This is a genomic window from Ignavibacteriota bacterium, assembly GCA_016708125.1.
Taxonomy (GTDB): domain Bacteria; phylum Bacteroidota; class Ignavibacteria; order Ignavibacteriales; family Melioribacteraceae.
Genome location: JADJGF010000001.1, coordinates 995307 through 1014496 on the forward strand (window position 1 = coordinate 995307; position 19190 = coordinate 1014496).

The following is a 19190-nucleotide window of genomic DNA, read 5'->3' on the forward strand; positions in this document are numbered from 1 at the left end:
ATGCACAAAAGTTTTGTAAATAACGTAATTGATAAAGTTAAAAACGATGAAAATGTTTTGGGATTAGCACTCGGCGGTTCTTGGATCACAAATGAAATTGATGAATTTTCCGATCTCGATTTTGTTTTAGTTACAAAAAATAAAATAGCTCCAAATAAAGAATTGATGACAAATTATGCACAACAATTTGGAAATTTGTTAAATGCTTTTACCGGTGAACATGTTGGAGAAAATCGACTTTTAATTTGTCTTTATGATAATCCGCTTCTGCATGTTGATATAAAATTTATAACTCCCGATGAATTTTATCAAAGAGTTGAAAATCCAATTGTGGTTTGGGAAAGAGAAAATATATTATCTAATATTATCAAAAATTCCGAACCAAAATTTCCTTATCCGAATTATCAATGGATTGAAGACCGCTTCTGGATTTGGATTCATTACGTTTCTTCCAAAATTGGCAGAGGTGAATTTTTTGAAACTTTAGATGCAATTAATTTTCTTCGGACAAATGTTATTGCACAATTATTGCAGATTAAAAACAATAGCTTGCCAAAAGGTTTAAGAAAAGCAGAAAAATTTTTCACTACTGATGATATGGGAAAATTGAAATTAACAATTTCAGATTATGATAAAAGTTCATTAATCAAAAGTTTGGAACAAATAATTTTTTTATATCAAGATTTACGAAATCAAATTTTTTCACAAGAAATAAACTTGCAAACTCAAACTGAAATACGAGCAATGGAATATTTTAACGAAATTAAAAATCGAAATTAATTTAAAATGAATTCTGAAAAAGTTATAGAAATTTCAAACTTAACGAAAAAGTTTAAAAATCTTACAGCGGTAAATAACCTAAACCTCAATGTTTATAAGGGTGATGTGTTTGGTTTTCTTGGTCCAAACGGCGCCGGAAAAAGTACAACAATCAGAATGCTTCTCACATTAATTAAACCAACTTCTGGTAATATTAAAATTTTTGGGAAAGATTTAGCTCAGCACAGAAAAGAAATTTTAGCAAAAGTCGGTGCAATTGTAGAAAAACCGGATTTTTATTTATACTTAACCGCATATAAAAATTTGGAGATTTTAGGAAAAATGTCCGGTATTAGTATTTCCAAAAAAAATATTATGGAAATTCTTGAGTTAGTAGGTTTAGATAAAAGATACAACAGCAAAGTAAAAACTTTTTCTCACGGAATGAAACAAAGATTGGGAATTGCTCAAACACTTTTGCATAATCCGGAATTAATTATTTTAGATGAACCAACAACCGGACTTGATCCGCAAGGCATGAAGGAAATCCGAGATTTAATAATTTTCTTAAGCAAAGAAAAAGGTAAAACAATTTTTCTTTCTTCGCACATTTTACGCGAGATTGAATTAATTGCAAATAGAATGGTGATTATAAATAAAGGAAAAAATATAATTGAAGGTGATGTAAAAGAACTTTTAATTAATGATAAACATGAAGTTGAAATAAATTTTAAGAGTGAAATTAATATTCAAGAAATTTTATCTAATTCAGTATTTTCAAATAACAATTTCACCATTTTAAATTCACAACTGAAAATAAATCTTGCCGAAGAAAAAATTCCACATTTAATAAAATTTTTTGTTGAAAATAATGTTGAAATATTTTCCGTGGAAAGAAAAAATTCATTAGAAGATTATTTTTTAAAAATTACAGAAGAAAAATAATGCTGATAAAATTAGTGCATATAGAGCTTATTAAAATTTTTAAGAAGTGGCGTTCTTACATTGGTCACTTTGGAATTTTGTTTATGGTTTCAATGGTTCAAATCAATCTTTACATTTATGGCGAAAATGAAGTAAGACATATCACCAGAAATTTGAGTGATTTGTTTATCATCTCCGGAAATATTTTAAATGGAAATTTAATCGGTCATTTAATTCTAAATGCATTTTTTATTTTATTTCCACTTACAATTGTTTTGGTTGCCGGAGAAATTCTTGCCGGAGAAGGAACCGGCGGAACTTACAGATTAATTATTACTCGTCCCGTCTCAAGATTGCAAATTATATTTTCAAAATTTTTAGCCGGATGTATTTATATTTTATCAATTATTGTTTGGATGATTTTTGTCAGTTTAGTTATTAGCCATATTGTATTTGGCAACGGCGAATTAATTGTTCTTTCTGATGGTATAAATATTTTTGCACAAGATGATATTTTATGGAGATTTGCTTTAAGTTATTTGCACGTATTTTTCAGCATGCTTCTTGTTTTTACATTATCATTTTTGTTTTCCTCATTGGTGGAAAACGCAATTGGACCAATAATTGCAACGATGGCAATTTTAATTTTCTTCGTTATTCTTTCGCAAATTCCGGTTGATTTTACTAAATATATTAAACCATATTTATTCACAAATTACTTTATGGATTGGCAAAAATTTTTCAATTATGATTTTGATTGGTTTGTACAAATTAAATCTTTGGGATATCTTGCTTTACATTCTGTAATATTTTTAATTCTAACTTCAATAATTTTTATAAGAAAAGATATTTTATCATGAAAGAAATATTTGTAACAATTTTTATACTTTTTACAATTACTAATTTTGCTCAAGACAAAAATGCCGAGAAAATTATTTCAGCAATAAAAAGTAAAATTGATAAAGTTGATAATTATTCTGCTGATGTTGAAATTTCCGTAAAGTTTGATTTTCTTAAAATGCCGAAATCGAAAGCAGAAATATTTTTTAAGAAACCGGATAAATTTAAACTAAAATCGGAAAAACTTGCAATATTACCCAAAGGCGTAATTGATTTTAATCCGCAAAAAATTATTGATAAGAATTTTACTTCGGAAATTATTGGCGATACTTTAATTGATAATAAAAAACTTTCCGTAATTAAAATTATTCCAAATGCTGATAGCATAAAATTTAATGCTGCCAAATTGTTAGTAGATAAAAATGAATTTTTAATAAAGCAGATTATTTTATCGTTAGATGGAAATGCAAAAATTATAACATATTTTAATTACAATGATCAGAAAGAGTTTGCTCTTCCATCACAAATAAAAATAAATTTGGATTTTTCACAAGTTAAAGAAAGTGAAAATAAAAGAAGAAGAAATATTCCAGAAAATTTTAAAGGTGACATAACAATAAATTACAATAATTATAAAGTTAATAAAGGAATTGAAGATTCTGTTTTTGTTGATGAGAAAGAAGTTGAAAAATAATTTATATCAAAATTGGGCAAAATATTTTTTTTAGTTATTATTAAGAAATTAAAAAATTGCTTTAATAAAGTTGTGGGAAATTATGAAAATTCATGAATATCAAGCAAAGGAAATTTTAAGAAAATTTAACGTTCCGGTTCCGGAAGGAAAAGTAGTTTTTTCTCCCGAAGATGCAGTTGTAGCCGCAAAAGAATTAGTCGGAAATATTAAAGTTGTAAAGGCTCAAATACATGCCGGCGGAAGAGGAAAAGGCGGCGGTGTAAAAGTTGCAAAAAATCTTGATGAAGTAAAAAAATATGCAAAAGAAATTTTCGGAATGAATTTAATTACGCATCAAACCGGACCGCAAGGAAAAACTGTAAAACGTCTTTTAATTGAGCAAGGCGTAAATATTGATAAAGAAATGTATGTGGGAATTACTTTAGATCGTGCTCAATCTAAAAATGTTGTAATGGTTTCTACAGAAGGCGGAGTTGAAATTGAAAAAGTTGCAGCCGAATCTCCGGAAAAAATTCTTAAAGAAACTATTGATCCCGCAATTGGAATGCAACAATATCAAGCGCGTAAATTGGCTTTTGGTTTAGGTTTGGAAGGGGTTCAATTTAAAAACGCAGTAAAATTTTTGTTGGCACTTTACAAAGCTTATGATTCAACAGATGCTTCAATTGCTGAAATAAATCCTTTAGTAGTTACAAAAGAGGGCGATGTTATTGCACTTGATGCAAAAATGAATTTTGATGATAACGCACTTTTCCGACACAAAGATATTATGGAATTTAGAGATTTTGATGAAGAAGAACCGCTTGAAATTGAAGCATCAAAATATGATTTGAATTATATAAAATTAGATGGAAATGTTGGATGTATGGTAAATGGTGCCGGACTTGCAATGGGAACAATGGATATTATAAAATTAGCTGGCGGTGAACCGGCAAACTTTTTGGATGTCGGCGGCGGCGCTAATCAAGAAACTGTAGCAAACGGATTTAAAATTATTTTGAGCGACCCGAATGTTAAAGCAATTTTAATAAATATTTTCGGCGGAATTGTCCGCTGCGATAGAGTTGCTCAAGGTGTAATTAATGCCGTAAAAGAAATTAAAGTTGAAGTGCCAATTGTTATAAGACTTGAAGGAACAAACGCAAAAGAAGCCGGAGTTTTATTGGCAAATTCCAAATTAAATTTTGAAGTTGCCACAACTTTGGAAGATGCTGCAAAGAAAGTTACCGCTGTTCTCAAAAAATAAATGATTTCCATCCGTTGGCTAACGGATCATGGGAATGACAACCATATTTTTGTAGAGACGTAAAATTTTACGTCTCTACATTTTTTATATCACTTCATTAATATAAGTTTTTTGGTAGTTGCAAATTTTCCAGCTTGCAATCTGTAAAAATATACTCCGCTTGAAAGATTACTTCCATCAAATTCAATTTCGTAATTACCGGGTTTTTGTTTTTCATTAACCAATATTTTTACTTCTCTTCCTAATAAATCGTAAACAATTAATTTTATGCTCGAGCTAAAGCTCGAGGCTACATTTGGTAATGAATATTTAATTGTTGTACTTGGATTAAACGGATTAGGATAGTTTTGGAATAATTCAAATTCTATTGGTAAATTTTCTTCAATTTCGATATCCGTGGTTGCATCAAATAATTGTAATACTTTCCAACCAATATTATTACTTTCGTGAATTTCATCAATTTTATTTTCCGGATCTAACTCAACATAAATTCTTGGGAATGTTGAAATTCCGTTTGGAATTTGCCAATTAAAACTTATAATTTCTTCACTTCTTGCCGGTATAAAATCATCTGTAGAAAAAAAATTTTTTCCATCCGTACTTTCTATTAATGTTCCGCCGTTATTGGGATCTCCAACATAAAATTTTGCATCAACAATTGAATTTGTATTTAGCAAACTAAAATTTTTAATTCTTGTTTTAATATTTATTATGTCTCCCGGTTTAGGTTTTTCGGGATTAAATATAATATCTTTCGTTTGTTGACGTTTATCTTCGGTAATACTAAATCCTTTTTCGGGATCCAATCTCCATGGTAAGATTAATGCTATATCCGGTTTTTCATTATATTTTTGCTGCCACCAAGTTTCGGGAACACTTATTCCAGATGGTCTTGGATCAACTGCATAATCCAAAACAAGCGCCCCGCTTTTTGCCCAATAGGCATAAGGAGTTACGGAATAATATGTTTCTCCTATGCCTAAATCTATTGGTCCTAAATGAACATCTAAACCTTTTTTATATTTAACTTTATTTGTTCGAGTTGAAATTGATTTGGTGGAATAATTTCCTTTAATTTTTACATCAGGTGTAAATTTAAATGGATTATCAAAGCTTGCTTCTCCACTAATTTTAAAATTTACTTCATTTGAAGCTGTAACTATTGTTTGAGTTTCATTTTCTAATGCCCAATTATATTGAAATCCCGGCGAGCCATCCAATGTAATTTGATCTGATGTATTCCATTTTAAAACTTGATGTAAACTTCCGTTTTCGGTTGGTGCCGCAATATTGTTATAAGATAAAATATTGCCGACTTCATGATTAGGAATATAATCAGCAGCTTGCGGACTTTTGCTCGGGAACCACGATCTTTGTGGCTGCCCGGGTTCTACAACTAAAACATAACCTTGAATTTCGTCATTTGTTAAAACCGGATATTCCCAAATATCGTAATTAATTATTGTTGCGTAAATATAATCATCGCTGCTGGCTGTTATATTCTGACTTACTTTATATGTATTTGACGTAAATTTCTTTTTAGAAAATCCTTTGCCATATTGACTTTTAATTTTTATTTCCGTTCCAATTCCAATAACAGGAATTTTAAATCCTCCGGAAACTTCGCCGCTTACTGACCAAGCTTTATTTATCTTTGTTTCAAATTCAATATCGGTTTCGCTTGAAGTATAATATTTTGAATAGAAATTTGAATTTTGTCCGTTAAAATTTTTATTTATATCAAACATATTTCCATCAAGCATATCAAAATGAACCGGCGGAGCATTAAGAATTACTAGAGGTTGAACTATATCAGTTGCGGAATAAAAATTTGGTTTTCCCAAACGAATACTTCCGCCGTCAAAATCACCGGCTGTAATTGAGTAAATATGATTATTTGATCCAACAATAGAATCTGCAATAAAACTAACTCTTTTTTGTACATTTATAACATCTCCCGATGCATCAATAATTGGTTCAAATATAGAAATATTTAATGTTGTATAATTAGGAAAATTATCCGGTTGCACACTTCTTGTAAAAGCAACAATTATTTCCGGATGCCACAGTGAATCGTTTGTGCTTGCATCCAAATCTGCAATTATCATTCTATTATTAACCGGAGTTTCTGAACCAAAATTTTCTCCGGTTTTCCAAGTTAGATTAAGAGTTGTATCTGCTTGAAGAATATTTATTCTTCCATCTCCATCAACAATAATTTCATCTGCGCCGTCATTATTCAAATCTTCTAACTGCATGCTGATTGCCAAATTTGTGTTTCCGTTTGTCTGAAAAATTTTATACAAATTTTTTAAATCAACATTAATTGTATCTAAGTTTAATGTAACTTTTGCTGGAAGAATATAATTTTCAGCTTGTGAGCTTCCGTTATTTGCCAAAACAAAATTAAGTGTAAATTCATCAATTATATTATTTGTTAAATCTCCGGTTTCTATAATGAAATTATTTATTTTATAATTTGAATTAAAAAAATTATCACTTGAATAGAAATCGTTTTTTTTCACTTTGGGAATTATTGCATTATTTTCTACATCATAAATTTTTGTAAAAATTGACCAACTATCGTCATCTTCGGCAATATGTCCGGCTAAAACAAATTCATCAATTAAATCTCCATCAAAATCACCGCAAGCAAAATCAAAACGAATTGTGTAATTATACATATTGGGATTCATGTATTCATCAGCTAAAACTGAAGTTTGTGAGAAGTTTAAATTTTCATCAATATTGTAAATTCTTAATTCAAGAATTGCATCAACATTCCAAAAACAAATTGCCAATTCGGGTTCTGCATCTAGATCAAAATTTCCTTTTGCAATTTCAAATCTGCTTGAATTATTAAATGGCGAAACCGGATATTGAATTTTATCAAGTTTAATTTCACTAACATCATTCCATGCTAAATTGTTTTTATTAATTTTTGAACTTATAATATTTATTGAATAATCCGAACTTTCCCATGCTGTAATAATTTCATCCAAACCATCTCCATCAAAATCTCCGCTTATTTTTTGGAGTTTCTTTTTATCACCGATAGAAAGATTTTCATCAAAATTTCCACTATTTGTTGAATCTAAAATATACTGCCCCGAATTTGACAAATAATTAAAAATTTTATGCGTTACTGTTGAATCATTATCTCGATTTACATTCCAGCTAATTGCAATTTCCGATGAATTTCCCAAAGTGTAATTACCTTGAAATGGATCTTGTTTATCAGTTTGAGAAAACATAATAGATGTAGAAATAAATAAAAGCATTGTAATTTTTTTCATAAAAATTCCATTTTTTTTAATTTCTATATTTATAACGCAAAAAAACTATGAGGAAGTGATAATGAATTTTTATTGGAATCTAAAAATTTTATTTAGGTAACTATTCAACAATTTACAATTATGATAAGAAGATATCAAGTATTATATTGAATTGATTTATTCGATGGGAATTGAAAATGCAAAAGTAGAGCCAAAACCTTTTTTACTTTTAACCCAAACTTTGCCGTTATGTTCTTCAACAATTTTTTTAACAATCCATAAACCTAAACCGGAACTGGTTTCATCGCCGGTTGGTTTATTACTAAGTTTGGTTCCTTTTTCAAACGCATGAGAAATTTCATCTTCGGTTAGTCCAAAACCGTTATCCGTAACTTCAAGCGTAACAAAATTCTTTTCTTTATTTGTAATAATTTCAATTTTACTTTTTTCAGGGCAGTATTTTATTGCATTTCCAACATAATTATCAATTGCTTCTTTAATTTTTTCTTCATCCATTTTAATAAATAATTCTTCTTTAGGTTGGTATAATCGCACATCAATATTTTTCTTACTTGCTTTAACTCTGTTAATTTTTACTACACTTTCAATTGTTTGATAAAAACTTGTATTTTCTTTGCTAATTTGAAAAGGTTCAAATTCCTCCGCAACAACTTGCGAAAATTCATCGGCTAATTTTACAATTCTTGAAGAAATTTCAACCAAACCGGAAAGAATATCGTTTTGTTCTTGCGCAGATAAATCATATGATTCAAGCAATTCCACAAAATTTTTAATTGCCGATGCGGGATTTTTAATATCATGCGCTACCATTGCAAGAGTTTCATCTTTTTTAATTCTTAATTCTTGCAATTTAGATTCATTTTTTTCTAACTGATTTTTTTGTTCTTCAAGATGAACTATTACTTTTTTTAGCTGATCAATTTTTAATCGCAATCTTCTATTTTTTTCTTCAAGGAATTTTATTTCCTTATTTAAATTCTCATTATCATTTTTTAACCTTTGAAGTTTTTCATTTTGATTTGCAGAAATTTTTTCCTCAGAATTAATTTCTCCCGAAATTTTTAGATCGAAAATATTTTTTCTAATAAGATAAATTATTATTCCGGCTAAAAAGAGAAATACCGAAATTATTCCAATTATTCCAAATAGTGAATTCATAATAAATTTTCCGTTCTGAAATTTTCAATTGAATTATCGAAAAAAAACTGTGCTTCTTGATTTTTTGCAATTTAAACAGCAATTCAATTTTTGTTCAAAGTATGTTATAACTCACATTTATCCTAAAAAAGTTATGAATTCAAAAAATAATTTGCATAAAAAAAATATTTCACTTAATTTTACAAGTAAATTTATTAAATAACCTAAATAAATAAGTGTAATTATGTTAGATGCAATAGACATTAAAATTTTAAACACCCTTCAGAGAGAAGGAAGAACAAAACGAAATGTAATTGCCGAGCAAGTAAATTTATCCCTTCCATCGTTAAGTGAAAGATTAAAAAAATTAGAAGAAAAAGGAATTATTGAAGGTTATTACGCAAAATTGAACAAAAAGCAATTTGGGTTTGATTTAATGGCGTTTATAACTGTTTACATGAAATCTTCGAAGAAATTTCACGATTTGGAAGAACATGTTTCTCAAACACCAGAAATTTTGGAATGTCATGCAATTTTGGGAGAAGGTTCTCACTTATTAAAAGTAATTCTAAAAGGAACGGATGATTTAGAAAGATTGCTTGCTCAAATTCAATCATGGCCAGGAGTTGTAAGAACAGTAACAAGTTTTGTATTATCAACTGTAAAAGAAACCACAATAATAAACATTTAATTGGAGAAATAATGGCTAAATCGAGGTTAGAGTACATTTGGCTAGATGGTTATCAGCCAACACAAAAAATGAGAAGTAAAACCAAAATTGTAGATAATTTTGATGGAACTGCTGAAGGAGCACCACTTTGGGCTTTTGATGGTTCATCTACAATGCAAGCGCCGGGTGGTTCATCAGATTTATTATTAAAACCCGTTCGCGTTTTTATTGATCCGGCAAGAGCAAATGCATATTTAGTTATTGCCGAAGTTTTAAATCCGGATAAAACACCGCATCCGACAAATGGAAGAGCAACAATTAATGATGATGATCATGATTTCTGGTTTGGATTTGAGCAAGAATATGTTCTTTGGGATTTGGATCACCATACACCTTATGGTTTTCCGGCGCCAGGATATTTTCCTCCTCCGCAAGGACCATTCTATTGTTCAGTCGGTGCAGAATATAATGTTGGTCGCGATATAGTTGAAGAACATGTTGATCTTTGCATTTCTGCCGGAATTAATATTGAAGGAATAAATGCAGAAGTTATGAAAGGTCAATGGGAATATCAAATTTTTGCAAAAGGTGCTAAAGAAGCTGGTGATCAGCTTTGGGCTGCAAGATATTTAATGGAAAGAATTGGTGAAGCTCATAATATTAGAATTAACTTAGATCCCAAACCAGTTACCGGGGATTGGAATGGTTCCGGAATGCACACAAATTTTTCTAACTCAACTTTAAGAACTTGCGGAAGTAAAGAAACATACGCAAAAATATGTGAAGCATTTGGAAGTCAAGAAGCAATTGAAAGACATATTGCAGTTTATGGTGCAGATAATCATTTACGCTTAACCGGAAGACACGAAACTCAATCAATTGATAAATTTAGCTACGGAGTTTCCGATCGCGGTGCATCAATTAGAATTCCAATTGGAACGGTAGAATCCGGTTATAAAGGTTGGTTAGAAGATAGAAGACCAGCTTCCAATGCAGATCCATACAAAGTTTCTGCGGAAATTATTAATACAGTTAAAGGCGTTAAATTATAATATTTCCAAAATAAGTAATTACAAAAAACCCTCAGTAAATTGAGGGTTTTTTATTTTATGCAAAAATTTTATCAAATTTACGAAACAATATTTTTATGCAATTTCACTTTTCTTTCTGAATTTTTCTTCATTCTTAAATTCAACATTTCTACTCCGACCGAAAACGCCATTGAAAAATAAATGTATCCTTTGGGAATATGAAAATCAAAACCTTCGCCAACAAGTGAAACTCCAACCAAAATTAGAAAACTTAAAGCCAGCATTTTAATTGTTGGATGAGAATCGACAAAATCACCAAGTGATTTTGCGGAAACCATCATAATTATTACTGCAATAATTATTGCTAAAATCATTACTTCAACATGTTCAGCCAATCCAACTGCTGTTATTACAGAATCCAAAGAAAAAACTATATCCAAAATTGCAATTTGAATAATTATACTAAAAAAACTTGAAACTGCTTTATTGCTATGATGTTCGGTGGCACCTTCCAAACTATTATGAATTTCATGAGTGCTTTTTGCCAGTAAAAATAATCCGCCAATAATTAGAATTATATCTCTTCCGGAAATATCGTATTCATAAATTGTAAATAAAGATTTTGTTAAACCCATAACCCAAGTAATTGAAAGAAGCAGTAAAATACGGGTTATCATTGCCAAAGCTAATCCTATAGTTCTTGCTTTGTTTCTTTCTTTATCCGGCAATCTTCCAACAAGAATTGATATAAAAATTATATTATCAATTCCTAAAACAATTTCCAAAGCGGTAAGTGTTAACAAAGCAATCCACGCTTCTGGTGCAAATATCCATTCAAGCATAATATTCCTTAATAATTTTAATGGTTATACTTTTGTATTAAGATCAGCAAATTTATAAAAATTTTAGGTGATTAAAATATTGTTATTACTATATTTATGTTAATAGTTCTAATATTTTTGAATTTAAAGAAATTAAGTGTTTCAAAACGTAATTTTTTTTAGAAAAATAATTTTTACAATTCTAAATTTTATGAAATTAAAATCAATAATTATTTTCTTAATATTTTTTTTATCAGCAAGTATTTTTGCACAAAACATTTATGTTTGCGAAAGTTATACAGATCAAGGAAATCCAATTGGAATAATAAATATTTTGGGAATCGGAACTATTAAAAAATCAGTTAATATTTTAATTGATAATGAGAAAAAATTGGATTCCGACATTTTATATCTATTTATTGATAAACTAAATGATGGAAAATTTTCTCCGTATGACAGCAAAATATTAAAAGTTGAAAAAGAAAAATTCTGGGCTTCAATAAAATATGAATTTAAAGAAACTGGCGTTTACGAAATAAGCTTTTTAAACTCTTCAGAAAAAAAACTTGCCAATTCAAAATTTGAAGTAAAATATGAAAATGAAGCCGGAGGTTCGGGACGAGCATTATTTATTTTTTGCGATATGATTGTAAATGATAGACCAGTAAATCCAATTTCGCAGTTATCATTATCAGAAAAAAATGGCGAAACTTACGTTTTTATAAATAATTACGTAGCTTTTAGCACAGATAAAATTATTGTAAAAATTTGGAAAAGAACTGAAAATAAGTCAGAATACAAAGAACTTATTTCAACAAAAAAGTTTAAAGTTAGACCCAAATGGTCAAAAACATTTTTTAAACTTACTTTTGATGAAATTGGTGATTATAAAATTGATGTAAATGATAGTAACAATAAATTAATTGTTTCAAATATTTTAGACGTAACAGAGTAGAGGGAAAAATGAAAGGAATAATACTTGCCGGCGGTGCTGGTACGCGTTTGTTTCCAATAACAAAAGTTTACAGCAAACAATTGGCATTGTTATATGATAAACCTCTAATTTATTATCCGCTTTCAATTTTAATGCTTGGCGGAATTAGAGATATTTTAATAATTTCGGATGAAAATACAATTCCGCATTATCAAAAATTATTTGATAATGGAAATTTTATTGGAATGAATATAAGTTATGCAGTTCAAAATGCTCCAAACGGAATTGCCGAATCTTTTATAATTGGTGATAAATTTATCGGCGCTGATAGTGTAACTCTAATTTTAGGTGATAATATTTTTTATGGAAAATTAGATTTCCTCTATAAGGCTTTAGAAAATCATAAAACCGGAAGTACAATTTTTGCATACCAAGTTAATGATCCCGAGAGATACGGAATTATAGAATTTGATAAAAATGGTAAAGCAATTTCAATTGAAGAAAAACCAAAATTGCCAAAATCTGATTATGCAATTCCAGGTTTATATATTTACGATAATAAAGTAATTGATATTTCGAAAAATCTAAATCCATCCAAACGCGGAGAATTAGAAATTACAGATGTAAATAAAGTTTATTTAGATAATGAAGAATTGGATGTTGTAAAAATTGGTCGCGGTGTTGCCTGGCTTGATACCGGAACACCGGAAGCACTTTTGCAAGCTTCAAATTTTTTTGGTGTAATTGAAGATAGACAAGGTTTAAAAGTTGCGTGCATTGAAGAAATTGCATTTAAGAAAAATTTTATTTCTAAAAATGAATTAGTTGATTTGATTAATTCTTACCCAAATTCCAGTTACAAAGAATATCTTACAAAATTTTTAAAATCATTAGATTAGTCAAAATTGCTGGCAGTCGGTTTTATTTTAGGAGTCACCGGCTGCCATATTTTCCGAACAGTTTATTATTTAATCAGGTTCATTTTTTTGATTTGAGAGAAATCATTGTTGATATCAAGTTTATAGATGTAAGTACCGCTTGCAAGCTTTGAACCATCTATACTAATTTCATGTATTCCGGCATTTAGTTCTTGGTCTACTACTGCCAATACTTTTTCTCCCAATATGTTATATACTTCCAATCTTGCATTTCCGCTCTCTTTCATCTTTATCTCTACTTTTGTACTCGGGTTAAACGGATTTGGATAATTCTGACTTATTCCATATTCACTCGGTATGGTTTCTTCATCTGTTGTTTCTTCTTTTACATCAGATGTAGAACTTATTCCATAAATCTCTGCTTCCCATACATTTGACCATTTACCCGGATTATTCGTTGTGCCAACTATCTCTAACTCTACATATCTTCCTTCTACTCCATCACTTATTATTGCTTCACTCCATTCCGTACTATCTGATTCTATTCCACTTAATACCTCGGTCCAATTTTCCTTATCCTCTGATACTTTTACATTATACTGATACGTTCTTCCTTTGTTAAAATAATAAAATGAAAATCTTGTCTTCTTTATTACTTTCTTCTCTCCCAAATCAAATACTAATGATGATGGTATTGTTTGTGTTGCCCATCTTGCATATTCTTCTCCATCATCATATCCTTTCCCATCTACCACACCCGTTGCCGTTGTGTTGGTATCTGTTGTTGAACTTGCATATACTTCCTTTATCTCTAATTTATCTTCCTTTTCTTCTTCTTCCTCTTCTTCATTTCCTTCTATAACTGTAAATATACTTACATGACTTTCCGGATTTGTGATGTTCTCAAAATTCTTCCCCGTTATTATCGTGCTTACCGTTCCCTCAAAATCCCACTTTATCCCTAATAAGTTTATCTTACTTAAGTCTATTTTTCCCGCAAGTTCAAACTTCCCGACTAATGTTTTCTTTGTGATTATATCATTTCCTATAAACGAGACAAATGTTAGTTCTGTGGTTCCGTCTATGTTTTCTACTCCTACGTACAAATCTGGTGAATTCAGCAGTTCTGAACTTCCTTCCACATAACTTAATTTCAGACTTGCCAAATCTATACTTTGATTTATACTAAGCGCACATTGATAGCTTGTTAACTCAAAGGCTTCTCCTACATTCTCTATATATACACTCGCTCCTATACTGCTATCGCTTATTACTGTTAAATCTTGGATCGTCATCTTGTAAATTGGCTGAGCGTTTATTACTGTTAAAAGGAATAATGAAATAATGAAAACTAATCTATATAAATTGTTAAATATTGCTGACATTTTATTCTCCAGAAACTTAAAATCTGGAAGAATATTTCAGCAATAATGCCAATTAATATACGTTTGTCTTAAATCACAACTATGTTACGATTTTTAAATATTTTCTAATTATTTAATCTTGCCAATATTATATGTGTAATATCAAATTGGTGAAATATAAATTGACAATAAAAAATAATTTGCGGGAAAAGCGAGGAATTGATCCATTTAACCAATGCAACTTTTTTTGACATTGCAAATAATGTAGCATTGGTTTATCAATGATTTTGACTTAACTTCCTGAAGTTATTTTAGAGAGGACCAACAAGATCACAAAAATTATTAAAAATATTGCAACCCATTTTTGAGCGTTTGTCATTTATTTACCTTGCTTACTTATTTCGTTAATAATTGAATTTTCATAATATTTTTTATACTTGGATATTGCATCAAAAATTGATGAAGCAATTTCTTTTTGTCCAGATTTACTTCCTAAATATTTTGCATCATTTTTATTTGAAATAAATCCGGTTTCTACAAGAACACTTGGCATTGAAGCGCCAACAAGAACTAAAAATCCGGCTTGTTTTATTCCGCGAGTTGGAATTTTAATTTGATTTTTCCATTCTGTATTTAACATATCCGCAAATGATTCCGAATATCTCATATTTGATGCATGCGCCATACTTACCAAAATAAAATTTTCGTCTGTTAGTTTTTGATATCTATTAGGATCATCTTCCAAACTAATTACACTATTTTCAAATGCAGCTATATCTATTGCTTCTTTTGTTCTTCCGGGTCTTAATAAATAAGCTTCTATTCCGCTTGCATTTGTTGGTTTTTTAGGAGTTGAATTGCAATGAATTGAAATAAATAAATTTCCTTTATTTTCGTTTGCAATTTTTCCTCGTTTATATAATTCAACAAACTGGTCTGTGTTTCTTGTGTAAACAACTTTTACATCTTGTAAATTATTTTTTATTAATTCACCTAATTCTTTCGCAATAGCTAAATTTACATCTTTCTCTTTTAAGCCATTTATTCCAATTGCGCCGGGATCTTTTCCGCCATGACCCGGATCTATTACAATTACATCAAATTTCCATTTTTTAATTTCATCAGAATCTAAATTTACATTTTCTGTTTTTAGATATTTATTATGTATTGAAACCAATACTTCATTAATTTCTTCATCATAAAATACTTCATAATTATCAAATCCTCCTTTCAATTCTAATTCTAATTGCGGATTTCCATTTACATATTTTATCTGCAAATCGCTTATCAATCCGGAAGATTTAAAATTACTAGCTAAACTATTATCAATAGTAATATTTGAAAAAAATAAATATAGTTTATTGTCTTTAATTGAACTTGCCGGTTCTCTGATTGCTCTTTTTGTTCCTAACCTTAATAAAGTTCCGTTTGCTTTGTTTTCAATTTTTGCTGAAAAAATATCATACTTTACATTTGTTACATCAATTAAATTTTCATTCCAGTTTACAAGATTTTTTGTATCAATATTTTCGTTTTTTACCGATACTAAATTTGAGTTTTCATTATATACCAATTCCATTCCCGAGCCGTAACTCAAATATTTCAAAGCATATTTTATGGGAATTACAATTTCGGAATTTTCAATTCTTGCAGAAACCGGCATTTGAAATACTTGATGCTGATTACTTTTTTTGGAAGTTAAAATTACAAATTGATTATTTATCGTAAATTTTAATTTGTAATCTTTAAACTTAATTTCAAATTTTTGATGTGTTTCATTGAAAAAGAAATTTGCTGAAAATGCTTCAGCTATTGATTTGGATGAAACGTACTGAATTCCTCTAATTTCAACGGATGGAATTTTTCTTTCGTATTTACCAATTTTTATTGATAAATCTGATGCAAATCCAAAATCTGAAAATTGCAATAATAAAAAGATTAAAAAAATATTTACTTTTTTGTTAATCACATCAACCTATAAATGGAATTATAAATCCGGATTTTTTCTTATAGTTTACAAACTTTTCTTTAAAATGTTTCTCAAGTAATTTATCTTCAAAAATTGCGCGCAAAATAAATAACGGAAGTTCAATAAGAAATACCATCGGAATTATTAAATATCCCATTATTGCAATTCCAACGCCTAAATCGCTTAAAATTTGACTCAAATATTGCGGATGTCTGATGTATTTATAAAATCCGTTTGTAATTAAATTATGATTTTTAAATATCAAAATATCTTGAGCATAAAATTCGCCTAACGATTTGAAACTTCCCACTTGAACCCAAGAAAATATTATGAAAAATATTAAGCCAATAATTCTAATAGTATAAAATTCTTCTTTAATTTCATTCTGAAAAGTTCCTAAATTAAAAACTGCGGCAATAGCTAAAATCAAAATTCCCGCCGAAACATTTGGCGGATATTTTTGAAGATAAGTTTTTGGTCGTTCTACAACATTCGAAAGTTTCGATTTCATTCCCTTTTTTGCCGCCGCCATATTTGCGCTCATTGAAACAAAAAGGTTTATTGCAACAATAATATTAATTGGATCCATTTTTCTGCAAAATTCCTAATAATTATTTACCAAATATAACAACTTCAAATAAATAATTTAACATAATTAACAGCAATTCTTTAAGTGCGAACCTTTAATTTTTCAAATAAGTTCCGATGATATATTATTGATAATAAATTTCATTGAACGTGAATACCGGACAAACTTTAATTACAATAGCAGCAATGGCTTTACTTTCTTCTACAATTTTAAATGTTAACAAAAATTCTTTGTCAACTTCGCTTTCAATGTCTGAAACAAAATATAAAATTTTAGCAGTTTCTTTAGCTAATACAATAATCGAAGAAGCAACCAGCAAATCTTTTGATGAAAAAACCACCGAAAACAATCTTGTAATAAATACAAATGAATTATCATCAACTTTAAAAGCTGATACCGGTGAAAACCTTAGAAAATTGTTTGATGATTTTGATGATTACAATAATTACCACGAAACCACAGACGCAGATTCTACTTACGATTACGCAACAATGAATATTTTCTGCAATGTAAAATATGTAGATCCTTTCGCTTCATTAGATTCCGTAAATTATAATACTTGGCATAAAAGAATAACCGTTACAGTTAGCAGTCCCTTTTTTAATGAAGGAACGGAAACTATTACTTTATCAAAAATAATCAGCCATTATTATTTCAGATAATTCTCAAAAAAAATCGTTTGTGATATAGATCAATATTTACCTTTTTATGTAAAAAGATAAGGCATCCAATATCATTTTATTTGATTCACATTAATGCAAGTTTTTAAATCATTTGTTTATTGCGCAAATTATATGATTATAAAATTTATTTGGCTGGCATAGTAATTGAATCTTAAATTTTCCAAATACTTGAGAATTTTATGAATACCGGACAAATGTTAATTTCAATTGCTGCAATGTTGCTGCTTTCGCTTGTAATAATTAACGTAAATAGAAATTCGTTAACTAATACAAAAAATATGGATGAAACAAAATATGAAATTTTAGCCGTTTCTTTAGGAAACGCAATAATTCATGAAGCAATAAGCAAACCATTTGATGAACAAACTGCAAATAATAACGTTATTAATGATGAAGATGAATTAACTGTTTCTTTAGGTAGTGAAAGTGGAGAATTAAATCGTAAAGATTTTGATGATTTTGACGATTATAATAATTATACGGAAAACACAAAAAGCGATTCAACAATTATTTCGGCAGATTTTACAATTAAATGTAAAGTTTTTTATGTGGATCCTTCGGTTTCGTTAGATTCGGTAAGTAATAGAACTTACCATAAAAGAATTGAAGTTTTGGTTACAAGTCCGTTTTTAAATGATGGACAAGATGGTATAAAATTATCAAAAATAAATAGTCACTTTTACTTCAGATAGAGGTTTAAATGGGATTTAGCACATTAATTGATATACTTGGATCAACATTAGTCGGCGGATTAATTCTTCTAATATTATTTAGAATGAATGATTCTTCCGTTGAAAACAGCTATTTAAATAGCGGAGAAATGATTGTTCAAAGTAATTTACTTTCTGTTATTGAATTACTTGAACATGATTTTAGAAAAATCGGTTATTGCGAAGATTATGATAAAATCCCAAATCCGGCAGTAGCAATTATTGAAGCAACAGATACAAGCATTTCATTTAGAACTGATGTTGCACAATCGCAAGCAGTTCAAACCGGAGATGGAGAAGTTGATATTCTTAAATATTGGGTTGGTTCACCAATTGATTCTGATGTAATGGGAACGCCAAATCCTAAAGACAGAATATTATACAGACAAGTAAACAGTGAAACTCCGCTTTCGGCAAATTTAGGAATAACGCAATTTAATTTAAAATATTTTGATGATGACGGAGAAGAAATTCTCGCAATGCCGGCAGCACCTCCACTTGGAATTATTACTTTACAGATTGATGTAACGGTTGAAAATACTGCTTCTTACGGAGATGCCGCCGATGAAGACGTTTACTCAAAAGACAAAAGTGCGTTTTGGCGACAAATTAGATTATCTGCACCCGGATTAAGTATAAGATAAA

The 19190-nt window shown here is 29.3% G+C and carries 18 protein-coding genes; 12 read left to right on the plus strand and 6 right to left on the minus strand.

From position 1 onward, the window contains the following. The 5 genes from IPH62_04700 (at position 1) to sucC (ending at position 4463) form a co-directional block, all read left to right on the plus strand. A complete protein-coding gene (locus tag IPH62_04700) occupies positions 1-780 on the plus strand; it encodes an aminoglycoside 6-adenylyltransferase (GenBank protein MBK7104562.1) in 780 nt (259 codons plus the stop codon). A 6-nt stretch (positions 781-786) separates the two neighbouring features. Beyond that, positions 787-1704 carry an ABC transporter ATP-binding protein gene (locus IPH62_04705; GenBank protein ID MBK7104563.1) on the plus strand — a complete coding sequence of 306 codons (918 nt, stop codon included), beginning with the start codon at positions 787-789 and terminating at the stop codon, positions 1702-1704. Positions 1705-1706: 2 nt separating this feature from the next. Then, entirely contained in the window at positions 1707-2543 is an 837-nt protein-coding gene (locus IPH62_04710) for an ABC transporter permease subunit (GenBank protein ID MBK7104564.1), read from the plus strand. Beyond that, positions 2540-3217, plus strand: a complete 678-nt coding sequence (locus tag IPH62_04715) for a hypothetical protein (protein MBK7104565.1) — start codon at positions 2540-2542, stop codon at positions 3215-3217. The genes IPH62_04710 and IPH62_04715 overlap by 4 nt, the downstream gene beginning before the upstream one ends. A gap of 82 nt (positions 3218-3299) precedes the next feature. Further along, positions 3300-4463, plus strand: a complete 1164-nt coding sequence (gene sucC, locus IPH62_04720; protein ID MBK7104566.1) for an ADP-forming succinate--CoA ligase subunit beta — start codon at positions 3300-3302, stop codon at positions 4461-4463. Positions 4464-4552: 89 nt separating this feature from the next. On the opposite strand, the gene IPH62_04725 is transcribed toward sucC, so the two are convergent. Together IPH62_04725 and IPH62_04730 are read right to left on the minus strand one after the other, a co-directional pair. Continuing rightward, entirely contained in the window at positions 4553-6211 is a 1659-nt protein-coding gene (locus IPH62_04725; GenBank protein ID MBK7104567.1) for a T9SS type A sorting domain-containing protein, read from the minus strand. 1704 nt (positions 6212-7915) lie between these two features. After that, a complete protein-coding gene (locus IPH62_04730) occupies positions 7916-8917 on the minus strand; it encodes a GHKL domain-containing protein (protein ID MBK7104568.1) in 1002 nt (333 codons plus the stop codon). Between the two features lie 223 nt (positions 8918-9140). Here IPH62_04730 and IPH62_04735 point away from each other — a divergent pair, with 223 nt between their 5' ends. Beyond that, positions 9141-9587 (plus strand): Lrp/AsnC family transcriptional regulator, encoded by a 447-nt coding sequence (locus IPH62_04735; protein ID MBK7104569.1) that lies wholly within the window; start codon positions 9141-9143, stop codon positions 9585-9587. An 11-nt stretch (positions 9588-9598) separates the two neighbouring features. Continuing rightward, the gene (locus tag IPH62_04740) at positions 9599-10618 is read left to right on the plus strand and encodes a glutamine synthetase beta-grasp domain-containing protein (protein MBK7104570.1); all 1020 of its coding nucleotides are present in this window, start codon (positions 9599-9601) and stop codon (positions 10616-10618) included. A gap of 77 nt (positions 10619-10695) precedes the next feature. On the opposite strand, the gene IPH62_04745 is transcribed toward IPH62_04740, so the two are convergent. Next, positions 10696-11439 carry a TerC family protein gene (locus tag IPH62_04745; protein ID MBK7104571.1) on the minus strand — a complete coding sequence of 248 codons (744 nt, stop codon included), beginning with the start codon at positions 11437-11439 and terminating at the stop codon, positions 10696-10698. 190 nt (positions 11440-11629) lie between these two features. Here IPH62_04745 and IPH62_04750 point away from each other — a divergent pair, with 190 nt between their 5' ends. Beyond that, positions 11630-12373: a hypothetical protein gene (locus IPH62_04750; GenBank protein MBK7104572.1), complete on the plus strand. Its 744-nt coding sequence runs from the start codon at positions 11630-11632 to the stop codon at positions 12371-12373. Between the two features lie 8 nt (positions 12374-12381). After that, positions 12382-13251, plus strand: coding sequence for a glucose-1-phosphate thymidylyltransferase RfbA (gene rfbA, locus IPH62_04755; GenBank protein ID MBK7104573.1), 870 nt, complete (start codon positions 12382-12384; stop codon positions 13249-13251). Positions 13252-13316: 65 nt separating this feature from the next. Here rfbA and IPH62_04760 read toward each other — a convergent pair whose 3' ends face one another. The 3 genes from IPH62_04760 to IPH62_04770 all read right to left on the minus strand — a co-directional run bounded on the left by IPH62_04760 (position 13317) and on the right by IPH62_04770 (position 17152). After that, entirely contained in the window at positions 13317-14615 is a 1299-nt protein-coding gene (locus tag IPH62_04760; GenBank protein MBK7104574.1) for a discoidin domain-containing protein, read from the minus strand. A 358-nt stretch (positions 14616-14973) separates the two neighbouring features. Beyond that, a complete protein-coding gene (locus tag IPH62_04765; GenBank protein MBK7104575.1) occupies positions 14974-16563 on the minus strand; it encodes an N-acetylmuramoyl-L-alanine amidase in 1590 nt (529 codons plus the stop codon). Position 16564: 1 nt separating this feature from the next. Further along, positions 16565-17152 (minus strand): isoprenylcysteine carboxylmethyltransferase family protein, encoded by a 588-nt coding sequence (locus IPH62_04770; GenBank protein ID MBK7104576.1) that lies wholly within the window; start codon positions 17150-17152, stop codon positions 16565-16567. 149 nt (positions 17153-17301) lie between these two features. On the opposite strand from IPH62_04770, the gene IPH62_04775 reads away from it, so the two are divergent. From IPH62_04775 to IPH62_04785, 3 genes are all read left to right on the plus strand, one after another. Further along, complete coding sequence (locus IPH62_04775; protein MBK7104577.1) at positions 17302-17814, plus strand: hypothetical protein; 513 nt, start codon at positions 17302-17304, stop codon at positions 17812-17814. Between the two features lie 200 nt (positions 17815-18014). Next, a complete protein-coding gene (locus tag IPH62_04780) occupies positions 18015-18527 on the plus strand; it encodes a hypothetical protein (GenBank protein MBK7104578.1) in 513 nt (170 codons plus the stop codon). A gap of 8 nt (positions 18528-18535) precedes the next feature. Further along, positions 18536-19189, plus strand: coding sequence for a hypothetical protein (locus IPH62_04785; protein MBK7104579.1), 654 nt, complete (start codon positions 18536-18538; stop codon positions 19187-19189). Position 19190: the final 1 nt, after the last annotated feature.

Bases quoted from the DNA above. Each gene is read 5' to 3' on its own strand.
- IPH62_04780 (MBK7104578.1), top strand. From the start codon at position 18,015: ATGAATACCGGACAAATGTTAATTTCAATTGCTGCAATGTTGCTGCTT.
- IPH62_04760 (MBK7104574.1), bottom strand. From the start codon at position 14,615: ATGTCAGCAATATTTAACAATTTATATAGATTAGTTTTCATTATTTCA.
- IPH62_04770 (MBK7104576.1), bottom strand. From the start codon at position 17,152: ATGGATCCAATTAATATTATTGTTGCAATAAACCTTTTTGTTTCAATG.
- IPH62_04735 (MBK7104569.1), top strand. From the start codon at position 9,141: ATGTTAGATGCAATAGACATTAAAATTTTAAACACCCTTCAGAGAGAA.
- IPH62_04725 (MBK7104567.1), bottom strand. From the start codon at position 6,211: ATGTTTGATATAAATAAAAATTTTAACGGACAAAATTCAAATTTCTAT.
- IPH62_04705 (MBK7104563.1), top strand. From the start codon at position 787: ATGAATTCTGAAAAAGTTATAGAAATTTCAAACTTAACGAAAAAGTTT.
- IPH62_04730 (MBK7104568.1), bottom strand. From the start codon at position 8,917: ATGAATTCACTATTTGGAATAATTGGAATAATTTCGGTATTTCTCTTT.
- IPH62_04785 (MBK7104579.1), top strand. From the start codon at position 18,536: ATGGGATTTAGCACATTAATTGATATACTTGGATCAACATTAGTCGGC.
- sucC (MBK7104566.1), top strand. From the start codon at position 3,300: ATGAAAATTCATGAATATCAAGCAAAGGAAATTTTAAGAAAATTTAAC.
- rfbA (MBK7104573.1), top strand. From the start codon at position 12,382: ATGAAAGGAATAATACTTGCCGGCGGTGCTGGTACGCGTTTGTTTCCA.
- IPH62_04700 (MBK7104562.1), top strand. From the start codon at position 1: ATGCACAAAAGTTTTGTAAATAACGTAATTGATAAAGTTAAAAACGAT.
- IPH62_04740 (MBK7104570.1), top strand. From the start codon at position 9,599: ATGGCTAAATCGAGGTTAGAGTACATTTGGCTAGATGGTTATCAGCCA.
- IPH62_04750 (MBK7104572.1), top strand. From the start codon at position 11,630: ATGAAATTAAAATCAATAATTATTTTCTTAATATTTTTTTTATCAGCA.
- IPH62_04745 (MBK7104571.1), bottom strand. From the start codon at position 11,439: ATGCTTGAATGGATATTTGCACCAGAAGCGTGGATTGCTTTGTTAACA.
- IPH62_04715 (MBK7104565.1), top strand. From the start codon at position 2,540: ATGAAAGAAATATTTGTAACAATTTTTATACTTTTTACAATTACTAAT.